Origin of the sequence: Rhodococcus sp. NPDC060176, assembly GCF_042728675.1 — a bacterium.
In the GTDB taxonomy this organism is placed as follows: Bacteria; Actinomycetota; Actinomycetes; order Mycobacteriales; family Mycobacteriaceae; genus Rhodococcus_F.
Genome location: NZ_JBHWYS010000002.1, coordinates 1,029,730 through 1,050,901 on the forward strand (window position 1 = coordinate 1,029,730; position 21,172 = coordinate 1,050,901).

Here is a 21,172-nt window from a genome sequence, read left to right on the forward strand (position 1 = left end):
CCCACCGATGAGAGAAGATGGACCATGTGAGTCTGAGTCTGTGGAGCGCCCCGAGGGCCCAAGCACCCGTCGATGCAGTGGTGACGCTGCCCGGATCCAAGTCCATCACCAATCGAGCTCTGATTCTGGCCGCGCTGGCGGATGGCCCCTCCACGATCACGGGTGCACTCCGCAGTCGTGACGCAGACCTGATGATCGCCGCTTTGCGCGACCTCGGTATCGGCGTCGAGGAAGCCGGCGATCCGACCACACTTCGCGTAGTTCCCGGTCCCCTCCGCGGCGGAGACGTCGACTGCGGACTCGCCGGCACCGTCATGCGCTTCCTGCCGCCGCTCGCCGCGATGGCCGACGGAATCGTCCACTTCGACGGCGACGAGCAGGCACGCACACGACCTCTCGGCACCATCCTGGAGGCACTGCGCGGACTCGGCGCACACATCGAGGGTGACGCACTCCCGTTCACCGTTTCCGGAACCGGATCCCTACGCGGCGGGACGGTCACCATCGACGCATCCGGTTCGTCGCAGTTCGTCTCCGGTCTCCTCCTCTCAGCCGCCGCCTTCGAGGAGGGTGTCACCGTCCATCACGACGGCAAGCCAGTTCCCTCCATGCCGCACATCGACATGACCGTCGAAATGCTCAGGCAGGCCGGCATTTCCGTGACGACGCCCGCCACGGGTGGCGACGCGGACACCTGGCGAGTGGCACCGGGGCCCGTACGCGCCGTGGACTGGGCGATCGAACCCGATCTCTCCAACGCCACACCGTTCCTGGCCGCTGCCGCAGTCACCGGAGGAACCGTCAGTGTCCCGATGTGGCCGTCGTCGACGACACAGCCTGGTGACGCGATCCGCGGGATCCTCGCGTCGATGGGCGCCGACGTCACTCTTGCCGACGGCGTGCTGACTGTTCGCGGTCCGGAGAAATTGCGCGGCATCGACATCGACCTCCACGACGAGGGAGAACTCACCCCCACCGTCGCGGCACTGGCCGCTCTCGCCGAGGGCACCTCGCACCTACGAGGTATCGCGCACCTGCGCGGGCACGAGACCGACCGTCTGGCCGCCCTAGCCGACGAGATCAACAAGCTCGGCGGCTCCGTCACCGAAACCGACGACGGACTGACCATCGTCCCCGCGGAACTCCATGGCGGACAATGGCTCTCGTACGCCGACCACCGCATGGCGACAGCCGGTGCCATCATCGGCCTGGTCGTCGACGGCGTCGAGGTCGACGACGTCGGAACCACCGCCAAGACGTTGCCCGGCTTCGAGAACATGTGGGTCGACATGCTCGAAAGTTCGACCGCGACGCCGAAGGCAAGCTTCTGACTCCGCGGCAGTACGACGAGTCCGACGTCCGGGTACGCCCTGGACGCGGATCACGCCCCCGTACGAAGACACGGCCCGAACATCTGTCGGCTGAATCGGGGATGGTGGTGTCGAAGGATCGTGGCCGTTGGGGTTGCGTCCTGGGCGGCGATCCCGACCGGCTGATCGTGACGATGCGCGCCCGCGAGCTGGGCCGCACCCCCATCGTCGTCGGCGATCAGGTGGACATTGTCGGCGACCTGTCGGGCAAAACCGACACCCTCGCTCGCATCATCCGGGTCTCCGAGCGCTCGACGGTTTTGCGCCGAACAGCCGACGACACCGATCCCTTCGAACGCATCGTCGTCGCGAACGCCGAGCAGTTGCTCATCGTCGTGGCACTCGCGGATCCCCCACCGCGCACCGGCTTTGTCGAGCGCGCACTGGTCGCCGCCTACGTGGGTGGCCTGACGCCGATCGTCTGCCTGACCAAGAGCGACCTCGAACCACCCGAGGAATTCGCGAGCACTTTCGCCGACCTCGACATCCAAGTGGTCGTCGCCGGCCGTGACGACCCCCTCGACGAACTGACCCAGATCCTCGAGCACAAGTTGACCGCCCTGATCGGGCATTCCGGCGTCGGAAAGTCGACACTGGTCAATCGCCTTGTCCCCGACGCCAATCGGGCGGTCGGCATCGTGTCCGGCGTCGGCAAGGGGCGGCACACTTCGACCCAATCGGTGGCGCTCCCCCTAGCCGGTGGCGGCTGGGTGATCGACACCCCCGGCATCCGTTCATTCGGTCTGGCGCACATCTCACCCGAGAACGTGGTGGCGGCGTTCTCGGACCTGGCCGCGGCCATCGAGGATTGCCCGCGCGGATGCACGCACCTGGGTCCGCCGGCGGATCCCGAATGCAAGCTCGACCTACTGGAGGGCAAATCCGCACGGCGCGTCGTCGCTGTGCGACAACTGCTGGAAGCGATCAAGTCCAACGATCAGTACTGAGCAAGACCGCGCAAGAAAAGCGGCCCGACACCATCGAATGGTGTCGGGCCGCTTGTTGCCTCTTGTCAGCGAAATCGGGAATCAGCGCAGGCCGAGGAGGCTGCGCAGCTTTCCACTCTTACGCTTACGTGCGATGGCGCTCTTGAGGCCGCTACGACGCCCGGTCACGGGATCCACAGTCGACGTCGGATCCCCGTCGAACATCCGCTCCGACGCCGTCTCGGGCGCATTGTCGACGGTGTCCTTGAGGTACTTGTTGGGCAGCGACAGCTTGGCGATGGTGCGCCACGACTTGGCGTACTGCACGGCAAGCGGGCCCGTCGTGTACGGCAGGTCGTACTTGTCCGCGAGCTGACGCACCGTGACCGCAATGTCCTTGTAGCGGTTGCTGGGCAGATCGGGGAACAGGTGATGCTCGATCTGGTAGCTCAGGTTGCCCGTCATGAAGTCCATGAGCGCGCTGCCCTCGATGTTGGCGCTGCCGAGCATCTGGCGCAGGTACCACTGAGCCTGCGTTTCCTTGTCGATGTCTTCCTTGGTGAACTTCTCGGCGCCGTCCGGGAAGTGGCCGCAGAAGATGACCGCGTTGGTCCACACGTTCCGCAGGGTGTTGGCGGTGAAGTTGGCCGACAACGTGCTCTTCCACGCCGGGCCGGTGATGGCCGGGTAGATGACGTAGTCGCGCAGGACCTGCTTGCCGATCTTCTCGCCGACCTCACGGAGCTTGCGCTGCGTCTCTTCCTTGTCGGCGCGGCCCTTGGCCACCTTGCCCAGCTCGAGGTGCTGAGCAGCGATGCCGTACTCGAAGAACAGGGCGAGCAGGGTGTTGTAGACCAGGTTGCCGGCGTTGAAGGGCTTCCACCGCTGATCGCGGGTGACGCGGAGGAGCCCGTATCCGACGTCGTCGTCCATTCCGAGGACGTTGGTGTACTTGTGATGCAGGTAGTTGTGGGTCTGCTTCCAGTGCGCAGACGGGCCGGTGACGTCCCACTCCCACGAGGTGGAGTGGATCTCCGGGTCGTTCATCCAGTCCCACTGCCCGTGCATCACGTTGTGCCCGAGTTCCATGTTCTCGATGATCTTCGAGAGCGTCAGCAGGCCCACTCCGGCGAGCCACGCCGGACGGCGACGGCTGGCGAAAAGCACTGCACGGCCGCTGATTTCGAGCGAACGCTGCAGGCGAATGACGTTGCGCACGTAGCGCGCGTCCTTCTCGCCGCGCGACTCCTCGATGTCGCGACGAATCGCGTCGAGTTCGCGGCCGAGCGCCTCGATGTCAGCGTCCGTGAGATGTGCGTATTCCTTGACATCTGCAATCGCCATGGAAAGCCTCCTAGCAGTGAGTTAGGCGCAAAGTAGTAAGTGCAGAACGATCATGATTCCGAATCGTTCAGATCAACTGCACCTACTGTAGCGTAACTTACGGCACCGTAGGTTAGGTTTTTCCCGATGTAACCTATATCACTTCCGGCGCTTCGGCATGCGGGAACGGGCCTGCGACTTGAGTGCAGTCAACAATCCCAGACGCTTACCGGTGACCGGATCGGTACGCAGGTCCTCGACCATCGCCATGGCTGCATCCCGGAACCCTGAGTCACGGAAACGTAGTTCCGAGGACGTTTCCGGAGCATTGTCCGAGGTCGCAGTGAGCCACTTGTCCGGCAATGCCAGCTTGTGGATCGTGCGCAGTGCCAGAAGGTACTGCTTGAAGAGCGAACCGGTGGTGTACGGGAGATCGAACTTCTCGCACAGCGCACGCATCTTCACGGCAATCTCGGGGTAGCGATTGCTCGGAAGATCGGGAAACACGTGGTGCTCGATCTGGTAGCTCAGGTTGCCACTCATCAGACCCATGAGCTTGCCGGAATTGAAGTTCGCACTGCCGAGCATCTGACGCAGGTACCACTCGTGACGAGTCTCCTGCTGGAATTCGGCAACTGTGAACTTCTCGGCGCCGTCCGGGAAGTGGCCACAGAAGATGACGACGTACGCCCACAGGTTGCGCACGAGATTCGCAGTGGCATTGGCCGTCATGGTCGACTTCCACGCCGGCCCCGTCAGCGCCGGGAACAAGATGAAGTCTTTGCCGACCTGACGAAAGATCTTGCGCGCGAAGTCTTTGTTCGCCTGCGAGTTCAGTTGGCCCTTCTCCGCGCCCTCCAACTCGGCTGCCGCTGTGAGGTCGTGCAGCGCGATACCCCACTCGAACGTGGCCGCCAAGATCACGTTGGCGATCGGCTGGAAGAGGTTGATCGGCTTCCACGGCTCGTCACGCGTCATACGCAGAATCCCGAAACCGAGATCCTCGTCCATCCCTACGACGTTGGTGTACGTGTGGTGCTGGTAGTTGTGTGCACGCTTCCAGTGCTCGGAAGGACCGGTCTGATCCCACTCCCACGAGACCGAGTGAATCTCGGGATCGTTCATCCAGTCCCATTGCCCGTGCATGACGTTATGCCCGAGTTCCATGTTCTCGATGATCTTCGACAGGCTCAGCAGGGTTGTACCGACCAGCCACGCCGGTCGATACCGACTGCCGAACAGCGCGATACGCCCGCCGAGCTCCAACGCGCGTTGCACGCGAATGACGCGACGAATGTAGCGGGCGTCCCGGATTCCGCGAGAGTCTTCGATGTCGAGTCGAATCTGATCGAGTTCACGTCCGAGAGCTTCGACATCGGCCTCGGTGAGGTGCGAAAACTCTTTGATATCGGTGATGGCCACCGTGGTCCTCCGTGTGCCTAGAAGCTATGCGTCCAGCGTACAGTCGCCCGCGGCGGCGGAGATGCACGTCTGGATGCGCTCACCCTCCGCGTGCTGTTTCCCCGAGCGTAGATCGATCGCGTGACCGGCAACGAGAGGTACGACACACGTCTGGCAGATGCCCATGCGGCAACCGAACGGCATCAACGCACCGGACTGCTCGCCGGCCTCCAGAAGCGTCGTCGCGCCGTCGACGGTGATCGTCTTACCCGACTTCTCGAACGTGACCGTGCCGCCGTCCGCCGAAGCGTCGATGCGCGATACCGCGAATCGCTCCATGTGGAGGCGATCCTCGATACCTTCCGCCTTCCAGACATCCTCGAGTTCGTCGAGCAACGGAAGCGGTCCGCACGCCCAGGTGTGGCGCTCGCGCCAATCGGGGCAGACCGTGTCGAGAGAGCTGAGTTTGAACTTTCCGTCACGCCGTGTGAGTTGGACGTGGCTGACGAAGTCCTCGTGCTCGACGTGCAGCGCCGTGAGTTCGTCGGCGAACATGACGTCGGATTCCGTCGGAGCCGAGTGGATGTGCATGACGTCGGGCAATTGCCCGCGACGGTTCATCGTCCGCAACATGCCCATGACCGGAGTGATGCCACTGCCCGCAGTGATGAACAGGATCTTCTCCGGCGGCGGATCCGGCAGAGCGAAGTTGCCGGACGGCGTGGCCAGTCGAACGATGGTTCCCGACGGGACCGCGCCACTGACGAGGTGGCTCGACAGGAAGCCCTCGGGCATGGCCTTGACCGCGATGGAGATTCGCTTGTTCTCCCAGTTGGGCGGAGAAGTCAGGGAGTACGAGCGCCAATGCCAACGACCGTCGATGTGGAGGCCGATACCGATGTACTGCCCCGGCTGGTAGTTGAAGTCGAATCCCCAACCCGGCTTGATGACGATGGTCGCCGAATCCGTGGTCTCGGGCCGTACTTCGACGATCTGACCACGCAACTCGCGGGCCGACCACAACGGATTTGCGAGGTGGAGATAGTCGTCGGGAAGCAATGGTGTGGTCAGCCGAGCCGCCGCACCGCGAAGCAGATTGAGCTTCGACCGCGCTGCCGGAACCACCGACGCTGCCGGTGCCTCGATCCAGTCCTTCAGACCCATCAGACCTCCACCTCTCACCTTCCGAACCCACTGCCTACGGTACCGTAGGTTATCAGGTTACGGTACCGTAGGTTACTTAACAGTAAGCACATTCACAGCAGGTCGAGCAAGAACGGCAACTCCTGCGCGGCATACCACGCCAACTCGTGGTCCTCCGCGTCGCCGAGCGTGAACTCGGCATCGGCATCACCGAGATCCGCCGCGTCGACTATGCCAGCAGCGCGCTCGATGTCCGATTCTGCCTGTTCGAGGTCGACATGCACAGATGCGACCTGAGCCATCGTGACGGGACCTGCTAGTCGAACCACCGAATCGTCGAGATCGGGCCGCAGTTTGACGTCGGCATCGTCGACGTCGGCAGCGACGACGGCGCGCCGGAAGGTGACGTCACCCTCGGTTCCGGCGATCAATCGCAGCGACGCACGCGCCGCCTCACCCATGGCGACCTCGGCCAACTCGTCGTCGTCCCCCGCCGCATACGACTCACGCAGGGTCGGGGTGACCGCAAAAGCCGTCCGGCTCATCGGGTCGAACTCCTGATCTGCGACCAACTTCTGCAAAATCTCGACCGTCGCCGGCACGTACACCCTCATGAGACCACCTTCATGCTCGTTCGTCCCTGCTCGTTCGTTCGTCACCGACTCGCATCCGTCAATTCCTCGAGTGACTCGAAAATCAGCGAACGAACGACGTCGACGTCCGACATCGCGTCACGGTCGGCATTCAAACCGTAGTAGACATTTCCGTCGTACGACGTCAGGGCGATGCTGAGTGTCTGATTCTTGAGCAGTGGCGACACCGGATACATCTCCAGCATCCGAGCCCCGCCGAGGTAGAGCGGGAACTGCGGACCCGGTGCGTTGGTGATCATCAGATTGAACATTCGCTGCGAGAGACTGCTGGCCGCACGTGAGCTCATCGCATGCAGCGTCGCCGGCGCAAACCCGGACATTCGGACCATCGTCTGCGCGGTGACCCGCCGGCCCTGGCGTGCAAACGCCTCCGTCGCATGCGCAACGTGCGAGAGCCGAACCACCGCGTTGGGTTCACCGACAGGCAGGTCGATCAGGAACGAGGAAACATGTCCCGGCGCCTGCGGATCGTCGACGTCGGGACTCTCGGGGCCGTCCGTGTAGACCGACATGGGCACCATCGCCCGCACGATGGTCGCCTCGGTCACCGGTTCGCCGCGCGAGAGCAGCCAGTTCCGCATCGCACCTGCGATGACGGTCAGAATCACGTCGTTGATCTCGCACCCGTACCTCGCCCGAATACGTCGGTAGTCCTCGAGAGATGTCTTGGCCACCGCGAGGCGTCGATTGCGCGAGATCGTCGCGTTGAGCGGGCTCGACGGGGCCACCTGCGTCGCAGTTCGAACCACTTCTGCAAGTTTTCCGAGTGCACTGACCGCCTCGGTGACAGACGTGGTCACGTCGTTGAATGTTGCGCGCGCCCGTGCGATCCCCTCCCCCGGGCTCGTCACGAGGTCTGCCAGTGCACTGACCAACAAGCTGGTGTCGCTCGGCGGCCTGGCCGGCATCCACAGTTCCTCGGGGCCGGGCGCTCGATTCTTCTCCGGATCGAAGATCACCTGGCTGATCTCGGGAGCCGCTTCGCCGTCGACCAACGACGAATGAGACTTCGTGAAGATGGCAAATCTGTTTCTGGTCAGCCCCTCGACCAGGTACATCTCCCACAACGGCCTCGTGCTGTCGAGCGGTCTGGACGTCAGCCGGGCGATCAGATCCATCAGCTGTTCGTCTGAACCGGGCTTCGGCAGAGCCGATCGGCGTACGTGGTAGGTGATGTCGAAATCCGAGTCGTCCACCCACACCGGACGGGCCAGGCCGAACGCCACCTCACGAACCCTCTGGCGGTACCGCGGAACCGATCCGAGCCGATCTTCGACCAGACGAAGCAATTCCTCGTGATCGATCCCGTTTCGCAGTTGCCTGAAAATCCCCAACGAGCCGACATGCATCGGCGTCGTCCCGGCTTCGAGGAAGTAGAAAGCCGCGTCCTGAGTGGTCAGTCTGTTCACCATGGCTTCGTGTCCCCTCCTTCGCCCAGATCGAACAGAATCGACAACTCCTCGATCGTGGATTCCGAGCCGACGTGATGGACGCCGACCATCCCGACGGCCACCGCCGCGCGCACGTTGACCTCGAGATCGTCCACGAAAACGAATTCCCCCGGGTCGACGCCCAACCGACTCGCCGCCAGCAGATAGATCTCGGCATCCGGCTTCGCCATCTCCACGTCACCGGACAGGATCACGTCGTCGACCAAGACCCCGTCGCCGAGATCCCGCAACCACTGAGCACTGGCGCCGCCGGGATCGTTACTGACGATTCCCGTCACGATTCCGCGGGCCCTCACAGCGCGCACGAGCGCGCTCAAGCCCTCGAGATCCGATCCCGGACCGAACAGCACGCCACCGACATCCAACAGAAGTCCCCGCACGCCATCACCCTAAGTCGCGATGGTGATCACGGCGACATCTCGAGCATTTCGTGTCATGCTTCTCACCATCGCTCGGGGGAGCGAAAGTCCGAGTCGGCCAACTCGGACGCACGATCATCCGGGGGGATGTCATGGAGCAGGACTGCAAAATTGTTCTCGAGCCGGCACCACAATTCGAGCCTCACGCGCACACCGTCGTGCTGTCGCGGCCGCAGTGCCGACCAGACCTGACGCAGTGTCGAACAGACCGGATGGTGCGTCGCCCGCGAAAGACGCCACACAACGGAACATCGACCAGTACCGGGTTCACTCACGCTCCGGAACCGCGGCTGGCAGGTGCCGACATCTTCTGGAACCGATCACTGCGTCTGGTTCTCGAAACCGTCGACCGACGACGAAATCCACGCCAGCTCAGCGGCGTACTGACGCCAGGAGTCCTGGAAGTTGTTGCGCGACTTTACGCTTCAGACTATTCGGCCCGAAAGATGGGCGGCGCGGCCGTTCACCGCACCCACGTTCAAGCGGTTTCGGAGCGCACCGCCGAAGTCTGTGCGACGTACACACGAGGCAAGCAGACATTTGCCGTCGCAGGTCGGATCGACCACACAGACGGAACAGGCTGGACGGTCACCGCACTACACGTGGTGTGACCGTCCAGCCTGTCGAGAACTGTCCGTACTGAAACCTCAGCGCTTGCGCTTGGACTTCGGAGCTCGGTTGCTCTTCGACTGCGTCCGCGCTGCTTCACGACGTTCGCGACGTGAGGCTGCCCCGTCACCGGAGTCGGCGGCCGAGTCGCGGGTTGCCTTCGCCTTGCCGTCCTCGTCCGGGCCGGTGTACGTCAATCGTGACGGACCTTCGTCGTCAAGTCCCTTGGCGCGCAACGCCGTCGGGGCAGCCGTGCCGGTTGTCCTGGCCGCGGCTTGCTGCGTCGGGAGCGGCTTGGGCGCCGTGGCGGAAGCCGCAGCAGCCGAGCCCGCCGTGACGGAAATTCCGCTCGCAGGCTGTGCCGGAGCTGCCTCGACCTGCAGGTTGAAGAGGAATCCGACGGACTCTTCCTTCAATCCGTCGAGCATGCCGATGAACATGTCGTAGCCCTCGCGCTGATACTCGACCAGTGGGTCACGCTGGGCCATCGCACGCAGGCCGATTCCCTCCTTGAGGTAATCCATCTCGTAGAGATGCTCACGCCACTTGCGGTCCAGGACCGAGAGGAAGACACGACGCTCGAGTTCACGCATGCCGTTTTCGCCGGCGATCGCGTCGATCTCGGCTTCGCGCTTCTTGTACGCCGCGTGGGCGTCTTCGAGCAACGCGGTGCGCAGGTCGTCACGGCTCAGGTCGCTGTTGATACCTGCACCGTCCTCCCCCGCCAACGCCTTGTGATCGATGCCGACCGGGTACAGCGTCTTCAGCGCCGTCCACAGCTGCTCGAGATCCCAGTCCTCGACGTAGCCCTCCGCGGTGGCACCGTCCACGTAGGCGGTGACCACGTCGGTGATCATCTGCTCGACCTGGCCCTCCATGTCCTCACCCTCGAGGATCTGGCGGCGCTCCTTGTAGATGACCGTTCGCTGCTGGTTCATGACCTCGTCGTACTTGAGGACATTTTTGCGAATTTCGAAGTTCTGCTGCTCGACCTGCGTCTGAGCGCTCTTGATGGCCTTCGAGACCATCTTGGCTTCGATCGGGACGTCGTCAGGCAGGTTGAGGCGCGTCATGATCGACTCCAGTGCCGACCCGTTGAAGCGGCGCATCAGCTCGTCACCGAGCGAAAGGTAGAACCGCGATTCGCCGGGATCACCCTGACGTCCGGAACGACCACGCAACTGGTTGTCGATACGACGCGATTCGTGACGCTCGGTGCCCAGGACGTACAGGCCACCGGCATCGCGGACCTTCTCCGCGTCTTCCTTCACTTCAGCCTTGACCTCGTCGAGGACGGCGTCCCAGGCTGCCTCGTACTCGTCCGGCGTCGTCACCGGGTCGAGGCCCTTCTTGCGCAGCGCGATGTCCGCGATGATGTCCGGGTTACCACCGAGCACGACGTCGGTACCGCGGCCGGCCATGTTGGTCGCGACGGTGACCGCACCGGAGCGGCCGGCCTCGGCGATGATGGTCGCTTCCTTCTCGTGGAACTTCGCGTTGAGGACGTTGTGGGCAACGCCACGCTTGGTGAACTGCTTGGACAGGTACTCCGAGCGCTCGACGCTGGTGGTACCGATCAGAACGGGCTGGCCGTTCTCGTGACGCTCGACGACGTCGTCGACCACCGCGTCGAACTTGGCTTCCTCGGTCTTGTAGATGAGGTCGCCGTTGTCGACTCGGACCATCGGACGGTTGGTCGGGATCGGGATAACGCCGAGGGTGTAGGTCTGGTGAAGCTCGGCAGCTTCCGTCTCGGCGGTACCCGTCATGCCCGACAACTTGTCGTACAGACGGAAGTAGTTCTGCAAGGTGATGGTGGCGAGGGTCTGATTCTCGGCCTTGATCTCCACCTTCTCCTTGGCCTCGATCGCCTGGTGCATGCCCTCGTTGTAACGGCGACCGACCAGCACGCGGCCGGTGAACTCGTCGACGATGATGACCTCGCCGTCGCGGACGATGTAGTCCTTGTCCTTGGTGTAGAGCTCTTTGGCCTTGATCGCGTTGTTGAGGTAACTCACCAACGGCGAATTCGCGGCTTCGTACAGGTTGTCGATACCGAGCTGGTCCTCGACCAGTTCGACGCCCGCCTCGTGAACACCGATGGTGCGCTTGCGGATGTCGACCTCGTAGTGAACGTCCTTCTTCAGCAGCGGCGCGATGCGGGCGAACTCGCTGTACCACTTGCTGGAGCCGTCAGCCGGGCCCGAGATGATGAGCGGGGTTCGGGCTTCGTCGATGAGGATCGAGTCGACCTCGTCCACGATGGCAAACGCATGGCCACGTTGGACCAGGTCGTCCAACGAATGCGTCATGTTGTCACGCAGGTAATCGAAGCCGAACTCGTTGTTGGTGCCGTAGGTGATGTCCGCTGCGTAAGCGACGCGGCGCTCGGCCGGCGTCATGCCCGAGAGGATCACGCTGGTCTCGAGGCCGAGGGCGCGGTGAACGCGGCCCATCCATTCGGAGTCGCGCTTGGCGAGGTAGTCGTTGACAGTGACCACATGGACGCCGTCGCCGGCGATCGCGTTGAGGTAAGCCGGAAGAACGCAGGTCAGGGTCTTGCCCTCACCGGTCTTCATCTCGGCGACGTTGCCGAAGTGCAGGGCCGCGCCACCCATGATCTGCACGTGGAAGTGCTTCTGGTCGATCACGCGCCACGACGCCTCGCGGGCTACAGAGAAAGCCTCGGGCAGCAACTCGTCGAGAGTTTCCCCGGCGGCGTAACGCTCACGGAACTCGGTGGTCTTGGCTTTGAGTTGCTCGTCTGTCAGGCCTTCGACATCGGGCGACAGAGATTCCACATGCTCGGCGATGTGCTTGAGCCGCTTGACCATGCGACCTTCACCAACACGGAGCAGCTTCGATAGCGACAGCGACGGCACAGTCTTCTTCGTCCTCAATCTTCGGCGACAGGGGGTCACACACTGAAAATCCGGCCGGGGTCCGAAAACTCCGGCCGGATTCCATGGTAGGCGCTACCGGCGGCGAGCGAGCAAACCCACCACCGATTGGGTCATGTCAGGCGGATCAATCCGTAGTCGAAAGCGTGACGACGGTAGACGACGGACGGCTTGTCCGACTCCTTGTCGTGGAAGAGAAAGAAGTCGTGTCCGACCAGTTCCATCTCGTAGAGAGCGTCGTCGATGGTCATCGGCTCGGCCGGGTGATCCTTCGTGCGGACCACGCGTCCCGGGCCGTCGTACTCGTCCGGTTCTTGACCGTTCAGCGAAATGTCCGGTGTGACTCCGAGTGAGTCTGCGTCGACGAGGGAGGCGGTTGCCTCCGCGACGGACACCGGTCGCTTGTCACCGTAATGGACCTTCTTGCGGTCCTTGGTTCGACGGAGGCGACTCTCGAGCTTGTCGATCACCGATTCGAAGGCGGCGTAGAAGCTGTCTGCGGACGCTTCGGCTCGGGCCACCGGGCCTTTACCTCGAGCGGTGATCTCGACGCGCTGGCAACTCTTGGCCTGTCGTCGGTTGCGTTCATGTTGGAGTTCCACGTCGAAGTGGAATATGGAGGGGTCGAAGTGTTCGAGTCGCGCCAGCTTTTCCGAAACGTAGATTCGGAAGTGATCGGGGATCTCGACATTTCGTCCCTTGACTACGACGTCGGATCTCGGAGCTGCGGCATTCTCGGAACGCTCGATGGTGGCGTCCTCGATGAAAAACGAGGCTTGCGAAGGGGTCGTCACTCGTACCTCCCAATTACGGCCCCGCCCCACGGTGGGCGGCGGCAAATTCTGCAAGTACCGAGAGGGGATCCGCCCGGCACCAGTATCGAAGTACCACCTCCTACCAGTATTTTCGGGTGTGCCGCCGACGCTAGTACGTAACGCGCGCGAGTGCCACTGTTCCAACGAAATTCATCTAAGCCCCTGCAAGTACGAGCACGATAGTTGTCCGAATCCCACGGAGCGAGAGAGCCCGAACCGACTCTGCCGCAGTCGCTCCCGTCGTCAGGACGTCGTCGAGCAGGACGATGGCGCTGTCCCCCGCAATGGAACGGATCGCAGTGGTGTCGAGAGACACATGACCGTTCACATTGGTCACTCGGTCGGCCGCGGACAGTCCGACCGAGTCACGTACGCCTCGCGTCATCCGGAGAATCGGACAGACTTGTATCGGGCGCCCCTCGACACAACCGGTTTCCCACGCTTCCACTCTGCGCTTGTCTCGCACACTTTCAGCTATCCGGCGAACCGGGTCACCTCCGCGAGATCGCGCCGCCCGGGCGCGCGTGGGAGCCGGAACCAGGACGATTGGCGCACGATTTCCGCCACCGAGCTCGCCCCACCGTTCCAGCATGGCCAGTGCACCGGCCACAGCGGCCCCCAGAGGCATCGCGAGATCGCGGCGACCGCGTTCCTTCATCGCGATCACACTGCGACGCCTGGGGCCGTCGTAGCGGCCGAGTGCCCACACCGGTGCGCCCGGATCGACGCGCGGACTCAGTTGAACCGGATGGTCGCTCAGCAGTTCCGCGCACTCACGACACCACAGAGTCCCTGTGCGGGCGCACCCACCACACTCGCGTGGCAACAACAGATCGAGCAGGCCGGCACCGAATTTCTTGTCCCCCATGGCCGAATCATGAATGAGAGCACCGACATGAACACGAGCACCGACAAGTCAGCCAGGCAGAACCGGAATCGCTTTCTGTCCGGTCAGCACAGTCACTTCACGCCAACGACGATCACCTGCGGGGTCGTTGTTGTTCAGTTGGAACACCGCACGCGCGTCGGCGACGTACTCGGTGGTCGGCGACGCATCCACGGAGGTGACGGGAGCGGTCAGGTTTCCACTCGGCAGCGCGTCCATTCGGGAACCGTCGATCGCAACCTGGACGACCGGTATGTCAGCGCCACTGCGTGCGATGACGATGGTGTCGCTGTTGCTCCAGTCGAGTGAGAGCGCGGTGCTTCCCAAGCCAGAGGCCACCGCGCGTGGACTCGTCAGGGCGTAGACCCCGCTGGCGGTGCGCACGACCACAGCCAGGTAAACCTTGCCGTCGATGATCATCGCGGCTCGCACGCCGTCGCGCGAGAGACGCAGTTCGGAGATCGTGGAACCGACCGACGAGAGGGCCCCGACGTCGACATTGGTGACCGACACTCGACCTGTCCCGGGTTCGCGGACGACCCGAACGACGGTATTGCCGTTCACCGCCGCCCAGACCGCGTTGTTGTCCAGCTCCCACGAAGGTCGGGTGATGGCGCTGCCTTCGAGTACCGGAACGGAACCATCGCCGTATGTCCCGAGTGACAAGTCGAACCTGGTGCCTGGATCCGGCCGAGCGGTGTCCGCGACGGCTGCCACCAACTTGCCGTCCCGTGAGAGAGCAGCCGCCGTGAGGTTGCCCGCGTTGCCTGCGAAACCGGGCACCGGAGTCGCCTCCTGCTCGGTGACGCTCACCAGTGAACCGTTGCGCAAGGCATGCAGTCCGACGGTCGCACTGGTGGTGGCCAGCGGGTTGGTGGATGCGACGTCGGCAGTGGTCCAGCCGTCCGCATGAGCGGCGTCGAGTGGTTCGCCGTCGATCTCCAGAACGTACGGCCCCGCGACATCGGCATTGGCGAGCGTCCAAATGACCTGCGCTGCAAACAATCCGCGAGTCGCAGCATCCATCGGGTTGTCCAGGCGGAAGTTGATGCGCACGCCACCGAGACCGACTCCGACCTGCCCAGGCTTGCCGTCGGCCTTGGTGATCGGACCTATCACCGACACACCGTTGCCGAGCTCGTTTCGTACGGCCGGTGCCAGCGCCGCCTTCGGTCCGTCGATCATCAGACCGATCAACTGAGCCGCTACCTGGTCCTGACCGCCGGAGATCCAGCGAAGGTCGGGGACGACTGTCTGACTCGTCGGGTCGAGGAAGAACAACGACTTCCGCTGATAGGCGCCGAGGAACTGTGGTCGTTCCATGATCACACCGGGAGGCAGATCACTGATCCGCCATTCGCCGTCGGTCAACGTCAGCGTCATCCTCGCTTCGAAGCTGCCCTCTTCGGGAACATACAGCCCGCCCGGGTCGAGGCGACCGACCTTGTTCACACGAATCGTGTAGACGGCTTCGGTGCTGGTTCGAGAAACCGAGAGCACGTCGACCTTGTCGACGATGACAGCGCTGGACGCGTCGTCCCAGCGCGCCGACGCGTCTTTGGTGAGGTACTGACGTGCTGCGGCATGCCGGTTGGACGGGTCGGTACTCGCCTTGACGAAGTCGCGTACCAGTAGGTCCGGCTCTCGCCCCGATGCCGGTGATTCGACGGACGTCCCGGGCACGGCAGTTGCCAGAGTTCCGATTGCCTGCGGCGACGAGGACTCCGGCAAACTGGCGCACGCACCGGTCAGCAACAGCACGCTGAGCGTGGTTGCAAGAAGTCCCAGACGACGGCGGGCTGCGATCATGATCGATCACCACCGTTGGACTCGTTCCGTGAGTCCGGTTCGCGCGGAGTCGGCAGTGACGACGTGACCTCGCCGACGGTATCGGCGACGATGTCGGCTTCGCTCGGCGTGCGCACGAATTTGGTGGTCGTCGGCTTGAGCGGCAGCGGACTCGACACGACTTTCTTGCCGCGGGTACGCGAGAGCGTCAGCCGGAAGCAGGCGCCAACTCCCGGTTCGCCCCAGGCCTCGAGCTTGCCGTCGTGCAGATTCGCGTCTTCGACGCTGATCGCGAGGCCGAGTCCCGTGCCACCACTGCGGCGGACGCGGGACGGGTCCGAGCGCCAGAACCGGTTGAAGACCAACTTCTCCTCGCCCGGCCGCAACCCCACGCCGCTGTCGCGGACGATGAAGGCGAGGGCATTCTCGTCGGCGCGAAGGCGAAGCAGAATCGGCTTTCCCTCACCGTGGTCGATGGCGTTGGCCAGGAGATTTCGCAGGATGCGTTCGACGCGGCGCGGATCCACATCTGCCATGACCGGCTCGTCGGGCATGTCCACGATCAGTTCGGTGCCGGATTCGCGGGCGAGATGGCGAACCGTGGAGACCGCCGCTCGCGCACACATCCGCACGTCGAGTTGTTCGGACGCCAACTCCGCGACACCGGCATCGTGTCGGGAGATCTCGAGGAGATCCGCCAGGAGCCCTTCGAACCTGTCCAGTTCGGCGACAAGCAGTTCCGACGACCGGCGCAGCATCGGGTCGAGGTTCTCGCTGCCGTCGTAAATCAGGTCGGCGGCCATTCGGACCGTGGTCAGCGGTGTGCGGAGTTCATGGCTGACATCGGACGTGAAGCGTTTCTGGAGACTGCCGAACTCCTCGAGCTGGGTGATCTGTTTGGACAGACTCTCGGCCATCTCGTTGAAGGACATGGCCAGGCGCGCCATGTCGTCCTCGCCGCGGACCGGCATGCGTTCCTTGAGTCGGCCGTCGGCGAAACGCACCGCGATTCGTGAGGCCGAGCGGATGGGGAGCACGACCTGCCTGGCAACCAACAGCGAAATCGCAGCGAGGAGCACAAGCAGGACTGCTCCACCGATCAGCAGGGTGCTTCGAACAAGTGACAGGCTTCGGTCTTCACTGGCGAGCGGGAAGATCAGGTACAGCTCAAGTCCCGAGATCGACGACGCGGTGGGGCTGCCGATGATCAGCGCGGGACCGGAGTAACCGTTCGGGTTGGACACCGTCGCGAATTGGTAGCTGATCTGGCCTCGCTTGACGAACTCGCGGAGGTTGTCCGGGATCTGCTCCACCGGTCCCGAACTGGTGGGCTGGCGCGGCCCGTCCCCTGGGACGATCAGTACCGGGTCGAAGGTGCCGGCAGACCCGGAGGCTTGGCCCGAGGTCTGGTTTCTACGACTCGTCAGTCCGGACGCAGCGCTTTCCAATTGGACGTTGAGCGCCGTCGAATCGTCGACGCCCGCGAGTTGGTCTTCGACGATGCCGCGGGCACGGTCCATTTCCTCGGTCGCTGCGGTGATCTTCGTTTCCAACAGCCGATCGGTGATCTGGCTGGTGAGCACGACACCGAGAATGACGATGACGATCAGAGACAACGTCAAAGTCGAGACGACCACTCGCAACTGGAGCGAGCGTCGCCACGTGTGCGCGAGGGTGTTGCTCATCGAGTGACACCACCGCAGAAATGGCGTCAGCCGTCGGTTGAGACGACGACGCCACCTGGAAACTCCGCTCACGGCGGTCCGGCCTTGTAGCCGACCCCCCTGACCGTCAGAACCACTTCGGGATTCTCGGGATCAGTTTCGACCTTGGCGCGCAAACGCTGAACGTGCACGTTCACCAGACGGGTGTCGGCGGCGTGGCGGTATCCCCACACCTGCTCGAGAAGGACTTCACGGGTGAACACCTGGCGCGGCTTGCGCGCCAATGCGACCAGCAGGTCGAATTCGAGTGGTGTGAGCGAGATCTGCTCGCTGCCGCGGCTGACCTTGTGAGCCGGAACGTCGATCACGATGTCGGCGATGCTCAGCAGCTCCGCGGGCTCCTCTTCGGTGCGGCGCAGACGAGCGCGCACCCGCGCCACCAATTCCTTCGGCTTGAACGGCTTCATGATGTAGTCGTCTGCGCCGGATTCGAGGCCGAGCACGACGTCGACTGTGTCGGTCTTGGCCGTCAACATCACGATGGGCACACCGGAATCCGCACGCAGAACCCGGCATACGTCGATCCCGTTCATTCCGGGAAGCATGAGATCGAGCAGGACGAGATCGGGGCGAGTCTCACGCACTGCCGCGAGCGCCAGGGTTCCGTCGCCTACCACGTAGGGATCGAAACCCTCACCACGCAGCACGATCGTGAGCATCTCGGCGAGTGCCGTGTCGTCGTCGACAACCAGAATCCTTGGTTTCATATCCCTATCGTTGCATCTCGGAGCGATGAATCAGACCGTTACGAGGCCGTGCGGCGTGCCGCGTCTTTCCCTCTACTGTGCCGGAAAGTTCGAATCCCGGCTGCAAGGGTGACCGATCATGCGAAATCCGCGAGCCTGCGCGCCAGGTCGGCCGGGTCCGTCTCCGGCCCCACGATCCACCAGGGTGAGACCCAGTCCGTCGCTGCCAACTGGGTGTACAGCTCACCGGTTCGGGCCTGCAGGCCGCCGTCACGCTCGTACGCGTCGAGCTGACGCGACGCGTCCTCGGCCTCGCGGGAGCGGGCGCGCTGCTCGGCGAGCGCTACCGGTACGTCGAGGTACAACTGCAGATCAGGAGAAGGGAGAGCGAGTCGGCCCAGCTCCAATTCACGGACCCAGGCGACCATCTCGCCGTCCACACCCTGATGCACCCGCGCCGCGTTGTAGGCAGCGTTGGACGCCACGTAGCGATCGAGGAGAACAATGTCGTTGGTGGACAACAGTTCCGAGATCTGACCTGCTGCACCGGCGCGGTCCAAGGCGAACAGTACTGCCATCGCGTTCACGGACTCGGCCAGGTCTCCGTGTGAACCTTTGAGCGCCTCAGCAGCAAGATCCGCGTGGATCGACTTTCCGTACCGCGGAAAATCCAGAGTCGCGATCGACGTGCCGCCGCGGCGGAGTTCGCCCTCCACTTTGCCGATCAACGTCCGCTTTCCAGCTCCGTCGAGACCTTCCAATGCCACCAGTGTTCCCACGGCGGACAAGCCTATCCCCCGGCCTGCTTGCGCAGACCGGGGGACGGCGGGCACTACATCCTCAGCGATGAATCACCGGGTCAGTAGCGGTAGTGCTCCGGCTTGTACGGGCCTTCGACGTCGACGCCGATGTACTCTGCCTGATCCTTGGTGAGCTTGGTCAGCGTGCCACCGAGTGCCTCGACGTGGATCTTGGCGACCTTCTCGTCGAGGTGCTTGGGGAGGCGGTAGACCTCGTTGTCGTACTCGTCCGGCTTCGTCCACAGTTCGATCTGCGCGATGACCTGGTTGGAGAAGCTGTTGCTCATCACGAACGACGGGTGGCCCGTCGCGTTGCCGAGGTTGAGCAGGCGGCCTTCGGACAGCACGATGATCGAGTGTCCGTCGGCGAACGTGAACTCGTCGACCTGCGGCTTGATGTTGATCCGCGTGACGTCGCCGGACTTCTCGAGGCCGGCCATGTCGATCTCGTTGTCGAAGTGACCGATGTTGCCCAGGATGGCCTGGTGCTTCATGGCCTTCATGTGCTCGAACGTGATGATGTCCTTGTTACCGGTGGACGTGATCACGATGTCGGCCCAGCCGATGGCCTGCTCGACCGTCTTGACCTCGAAGCCGTCCATGAGCGCCTGAAGGGCGTTGATGGGGTCGACCTCGGTGACCGCGACGCGAGCGCCCTGGCCACGAAGTGCCTCGGCACAACCCTTGCCGACGTCGCCGTAACCGCAGACCAGCGCAGCCTTGCCACCGATCAGAACGTCGGTGCCGCGGTTGATGCCGTCGAGCAGGGAGTGGCGCGTGCCGTACTTGTTGTCGAACTTGCTCTTGGTGACCGAGTCGTTGACGTTGATCGCGGGGAACGTGAGTTCACCGGCAGCGGCAACCTGGTACAGACGCAGAACGCCCGTGGTGGTCTCCTCGGTGACGCCCTGGACGGACTCGGCGATCGCGGTCCACTTGCCCTTGTCGGACTCGAGGGACTGACGCAGAAGTGCAAGGAAGACCTTGTACTCGTCGGAATCCTGGTCGTCGTCCGTCGGCGGCACGACGCCGGCCTTCTCGAACTGTGCGCCCTTGAGCACCAGCATGGTGGCGTCGCCACCGTCGTCGAGAATCATGTTGGCAGGCTCACCCGGCCAGGTCAGCATCTGCTCCGCTGCCCACCAGTACTCCTCGAGGGTTTCACCCTTCCAGGCGAAAACCGGAACGCCCTTGGGCTCTTCCGGGGTGCCGTGCGGACCGACGACGATAGCGGCGGCAGCGTGGTCCTGCGTGGAGAAGATGTTGCACGAAGCCCAGCGCACCTCGGCACCGAGCGCGGTCAGCGTCTCGATCAGAACCGCAGTCTGAATGGTCATGTGCAGCGAGCCGGAAACGCGAGCGCCCTTGAGCGGCAACACCTCTGCGTATTCGCGACGAAGCGCCATGAGGCCGGGCATCTCGTGCTCTGCCAGACGGATTTCCTTGCGACCGAACTCCGCGAGCGAAAGATCTGCAACTTTGAAGTCGATGCCGTTACGGCTCTCGGCCACGGGCGTTGTTGAAACTGAGGTCGTCATCTGCCTCTCCTGGTTGACGTGCATACTCTGCACAAGCCTATCGGTGTACCAGGCTATCGGTTAGACGCCCTCTCCCGCCCGCCCCTCTACTGCGCGGCCCGCGCGCGCCACGTCGATGAACGGTCCGAGCAAAGTACCCAGATCCTCCGCGACCGAAGCTCCGGACTCCGGCGGCATCGAAATGTAGCTCAGCCCGAGGCGCGCAATCGCCCTCGCCAGAATCCCGGCATCAGCGGGTGACGCTTGAATCCACCCTCGCTGGAAACTCTCCGCAAGCCGCGACGACGCCCGCTCGATGATGACCGCACTGTCGGTCGTGATCAGGCGAAGCAGGTCCGGTTTGGCCTCACCGGTGAGCAACGAGATCACCAGCGGGTCGGTGGCACTGGAGGCGAAAAACGAGCCGAAGCCCGCCATCAATGCCTCGACTGCACGCCCCTCGTGCGCCACCATGGCCTCGTCGACCGCGTCGACGAAGCCGTCGGCGAGCCTGAGCGCGTACGCCTCGGCGAGCCCTTGCCTCGAACCGAACTCGTTGTAGAGCGTCTGACGGCTCACACCGGCATGCTTGGCCAGAACAGTCAGGGTCACCTCCGACCAATCGCGTTCGGTCAACAATTCACGCATCGAATCGAGCACCGAGGTACGCAGCAGCAGTCGCGACGCTTCTTTCTGCGGCAGGCGGGTGGGCGTCGAAGTCATGGTGACGACATTACCGCCGCACCTAGGTCCGTTCGACG

Annotated in this window: 18 protein-coding genes; 3 read left to right on the forward strand and 15 right to left on the reverse strand. The window is 63.4% G+C overall.

Features of this window, described 5'->3' with window-relative positions; genetic code table 11:
* Positions 1-17: 17 nt before the first annotated feature.
* Together aroA and rsgA are read left to right on the forward strand one after the other, a co-directional pair.
* A complete protein-coding gene (gene aroA, locus ACFWEM_RS13200; RefSeq protein ID WP_378534048.1) occupies positions 18-1,331 on the forward strand; it encodes a 3-phosphoshikimate 1-carboxyvinyltransferase in 1,314 nt (437 codons plus the stop codon).
* Positions 1,280-2,317 (forward strand): ribosome small subunit-dependent GTPase A, encoded by a 1,038-nt coding sequence (gene rsgA, locus ACFWEM_RS13205; RefSeq protein WP_378447608.1) that lies wholly within the window; start codon positions 1,280-1,282, stop codon positions 2,315-2,317. The genes aroA and rsgA overlap by 52 nt, the downstream gene beginning before the upstream one ends.
* Before the next feature lie 81 nt (positions 2,318-2,398).
* Here the strand turns inward: rsgA and ACFWEM_RS13210 are convergent, their stop codons facing one another.
* The 6 genes from ACFWEM_RS13210 to ACFWEM_RS13235 all read right to left on the reverse strand — a co-directional run bounded on the left by ACFWEM_RS13210 (position 2,399) and on the right by ACFWEM_RS13235 (position 8,647).
* Positions 2,399-3,640 (reverse strand): fatty acid desaturase family protein, encoded by a 1,242-nt coding sequence (locus ACFWEM_RS13210; protein ID WP_378447609.1) that lies wholly within the window; start codon positions 3,638-3,640, stop codon positions 2,399-2,401.
* Positions 3,641-3,778: 138 nt separating this feature from the next.
* Positions 3,779-5,041: a fatty acid desaturase family protein gene (locus ACFWEM_RS13215; protein ID WP_378534050.1), complete on the reverse strand. Its 1,263-nt coding sequence runs from the start codon at positions 5,039-5,041 to the stop codon at positions 3,779-3,781.
* Between the two features lie 24 nt (positions 5,042-5,065).
* Positions 5,066-6,184 carry a ferredoxin reductase gene (locus ACFWEM_RS13220; RefSeq protein WP_230812599.1) on the reverse strand — a complete coding sequence of 373 codons (1,119 nt, stop codon included), beginning with the start codon at positions 6,182-6,184 and terminating at the stop codon, positions 5,066-5,068.
* Positions 6,185-6,276: 92 nt separating this feature from the next.
* Positions 6,277-6,777: a DUF6912 family protein gene (locus ACFWEM_RS13225; RefSeq protein WP_020969223.1), complete on the reverse strand. Its 501-nt coding sequence runs from the start codon at positions 6,775-6,777 to the stop codon at positions 6,277-6,279.
* A 41-nt stretch (positions 6,778-6,818) separates the two neighbouring features.
* The gene (locus ACFWEM_RS13230) at positions 6,819-8,228 is read right to left on the reverse strand and encodes a wax ester/triacylglycerol synthase family O-acyltransferase (protein WP_378447610.1); all 1,410 of its coding nucleotides are present in this window, start codon (positions 8,226-8,228) and stop codon (positions 6,819-6,821) included.
* Positions 8,222-8,647, reverse strand: a complete 426-nt coding sequence (locus ACFWEM_RS13235) for an HAD-IA family hydrolase (protein ID WP_378534052.1) — start codon at positions 8,645-8,647, stop codon at positions 8,222-8,224. The genes ACFWEM_RS13230 and ACFWEM_RS13235 overlap by 7 nt, the downstream gene beginning before the upstream one ends.
* Before the next feature lie 254 nt (positions 8,648-8,901).
* Between ACFWEM_RS13235 and ACFWEM_RS13240 the strand changes: the two genes are divergently transcribed.
* Entirely contained in the window at positions 8,902-9,297 is a 396-nt protein-coding gene (locus tag ACFWEM_RS13240; protein ID WP_378534054.1) for an Rv3235 family protein, read from the forward strand.
* A gap of 36 nt (positions 9,298-9,333) precedes the next feature.
* On the opposite strand, the gene secA is transcribed toward ACFWEM_RS13240, so the two are convergent.
* The 9 genes from secA to ACFWEM_RS13285 all read right to left on the reverse strand — a co-directional run bounded on the left by secA (position 9,334) and on the right by ACFWEM_RS13285 (position 21,134).
* Complete coding sequence (gene secA, locus ACFWEM_RS13245; protein WP_378534056.1) at positions 9,334-12,177, reverse strand: preprotein translocase subunit SecA; 2,844 nt, start codon at positions 12,175-12,177, stop codon at positions 9,334-9,336.
* 131 nt (positions 12,178-12,308) lie between these two features.
* Positions 12,309-12,989: a ribosome hibernation-promoting factor, HPF/YfiA family gene (gene hpf, locus ACFWEM_RS13250; protein WP_003940893.1), complete on the reverse strand. Its 681-nt coding sequence runs from the start codon at positions 12,987-12,989 to the stop codon at positions 12,309-12,311.
* A 175-nt stretch (positions 12,990-13,164) separates the two neighbouring features.
* Positions 13,165-13,878, reverse strand: a complete 714-nt coding sequence (locus ACFWEM_RS13255) for a ComF family protein (RefSeq protein WP_378534059.1) — start codon at positions 13,876-13,878, stop codon at positions 13,165-13,167.
* A 48-nt stretch (positions 13,879-13,926) separates the two neighbouring features.
* Complete coding sequence (gene lpqB / locus ACFWEM_RS13260; RefSeq protein WP_378534061.1) at positions 13,927-15,705, reverse strand: MtrAB system accessory lipoprotein LpqB; 1,779 nt, start codon at positions 15,703-15,705, stop codon at positions 13,927-13,929.
* On the reverse strand, positions 15,702-17,441 hold the full coding sequence (mtrB, locus tag ACFWEM_RS13265) for an MtrAB system histidine kinase MtrB (RefSeq protein ID WP_269590691.1): 1,740 nt from the start codon (positions 17,439-17,441) through the stop codon (positions 15,702-15,704). Before mtrB ends, lpqB begins: the two co-directional genes overlap by 4 nt.
* On the reverse strand, positions 17,438-18,115 hold the full coding sequence (mtrA, locus tag ACFWEM_RS13270) for an MtrAB system response regulator MtrA (RefSeq protein ID WP_003941013.1): 678 nt from the start codon (positions 18,113-18,115) through the stop codon (positions 17,438-17,440). The genes mtrB and mtrA overlap by 4 nt, the downstream gene beginning before the upstream one ends.
* Positions 18,116-18,231: 116 nt before the next feature.
* Positions 18,232-18,873 (reverse strand): dTMP kinase, encoded by a 642-nt coding sequence (locus ACFWEM_RS13275; protein WP_378534063.1) that lies wholly within the window; start codon positions 18,871-18,873, stop codon positions 18,232-18,234.
* 80 nt (positions 18,874-18,953) lie between these two features.
* Positions 18,954-20,432 carry an adenosylhomocysteinase gene (gene ahcY, locus ACFWEM_RS13280; protein WP_003940766.1) on the reverse strand — a complete coding sequence of 493 codons (1,479 nt, stop codon included), beginning with the start codon at positions 20,430-20,432 and terminating at the stop codon, positions 18,954-18,956.
* A 60-nt stretch (positions 20,433-20,492) separates the two neighbouring features.
* Positions 20,493-21,134 (reverse strand): TetR family transcriptional regulator, encoded by a 642-nt coding sequence (locus tag ACFWEM_RS13285; RefSeq protein WP_378534065.1) that lies wholly within the window; start codon positions 21,132-21,134, stop codon positions 20,493-20,495.
* Positions 21,135-21,172 lie beyond the last annotated feature (38 nt).

Coding starts and splice junctions, on each gene's coding strand:
- ACFWEM_RS13210 (WP_378447609.1), bottom strand. CDS start 3,640: ATGGCGATTGCAGATGTCAAGGAATACGCACATCTCACGGACGCTGAC.
- ACFWEM_RS13285 (WP_378534065.1), bottom strand. CDS start 21,134: ATGACTTCGACGCCCACCCGCCTGCCGCAGAAAGAAGCGTCGCGACTG.
- ACFWEM_RS13230 (WP_378447610.1), bottom strand. CDS start 8,228: ATGGTGAACAGACTGACCACTCAGGACGCGGCTTTCTACTTCCTCGAA.
- ACFWEM_RS13225 (WP_020969223.1), bottom strand. CDS start 6,777: ATGAGGGTGTACGTGCCGGCGACGGTCGAGATTTTGCAGAAGTTGGTC.
- ACFWEM_RS13220 (WP_230812599.1), bottom strand. CDS start 6,184: ATGGGTCTGAAGGACTGGATCGAGGCACCGGCAGCGTCGGTGGTTCCG.
- aroA (WP_378534048.1), top strand. CDS start 18: ATGGACCATGTGAGTCTGAGTCTGTGGAGCGCCCCGAGGGCCCAAGCA.
- lpqB (WP_378534061.1), bottom strand. CDS start 15,705: ATGATCGCAGCCCGCCGTCGTCTGGGACTTCTTGCAACCACGCTCAGC.
- mtrA (WP_003941013.1), bottom strand. CDS start 18,115: ATGAAACCAAGGATTCTGGTTGTCGACGACGACACGGCACTCGCCGAG.
- ACFWEM_RS13255 (WP_378534059.1), bottom strand. CDS start 13,878: ATGGGGGACAAGAAATTCGGTGCCGGCCTGCTCGATCTGTTGTTGCCA.
- ahcY (WP_003940766.1), bottom strand. CDS start 20,432: ATGACGACCTCAGTTTCAACAACGCCCGTGGCCGAGAGCCGTAACGGC.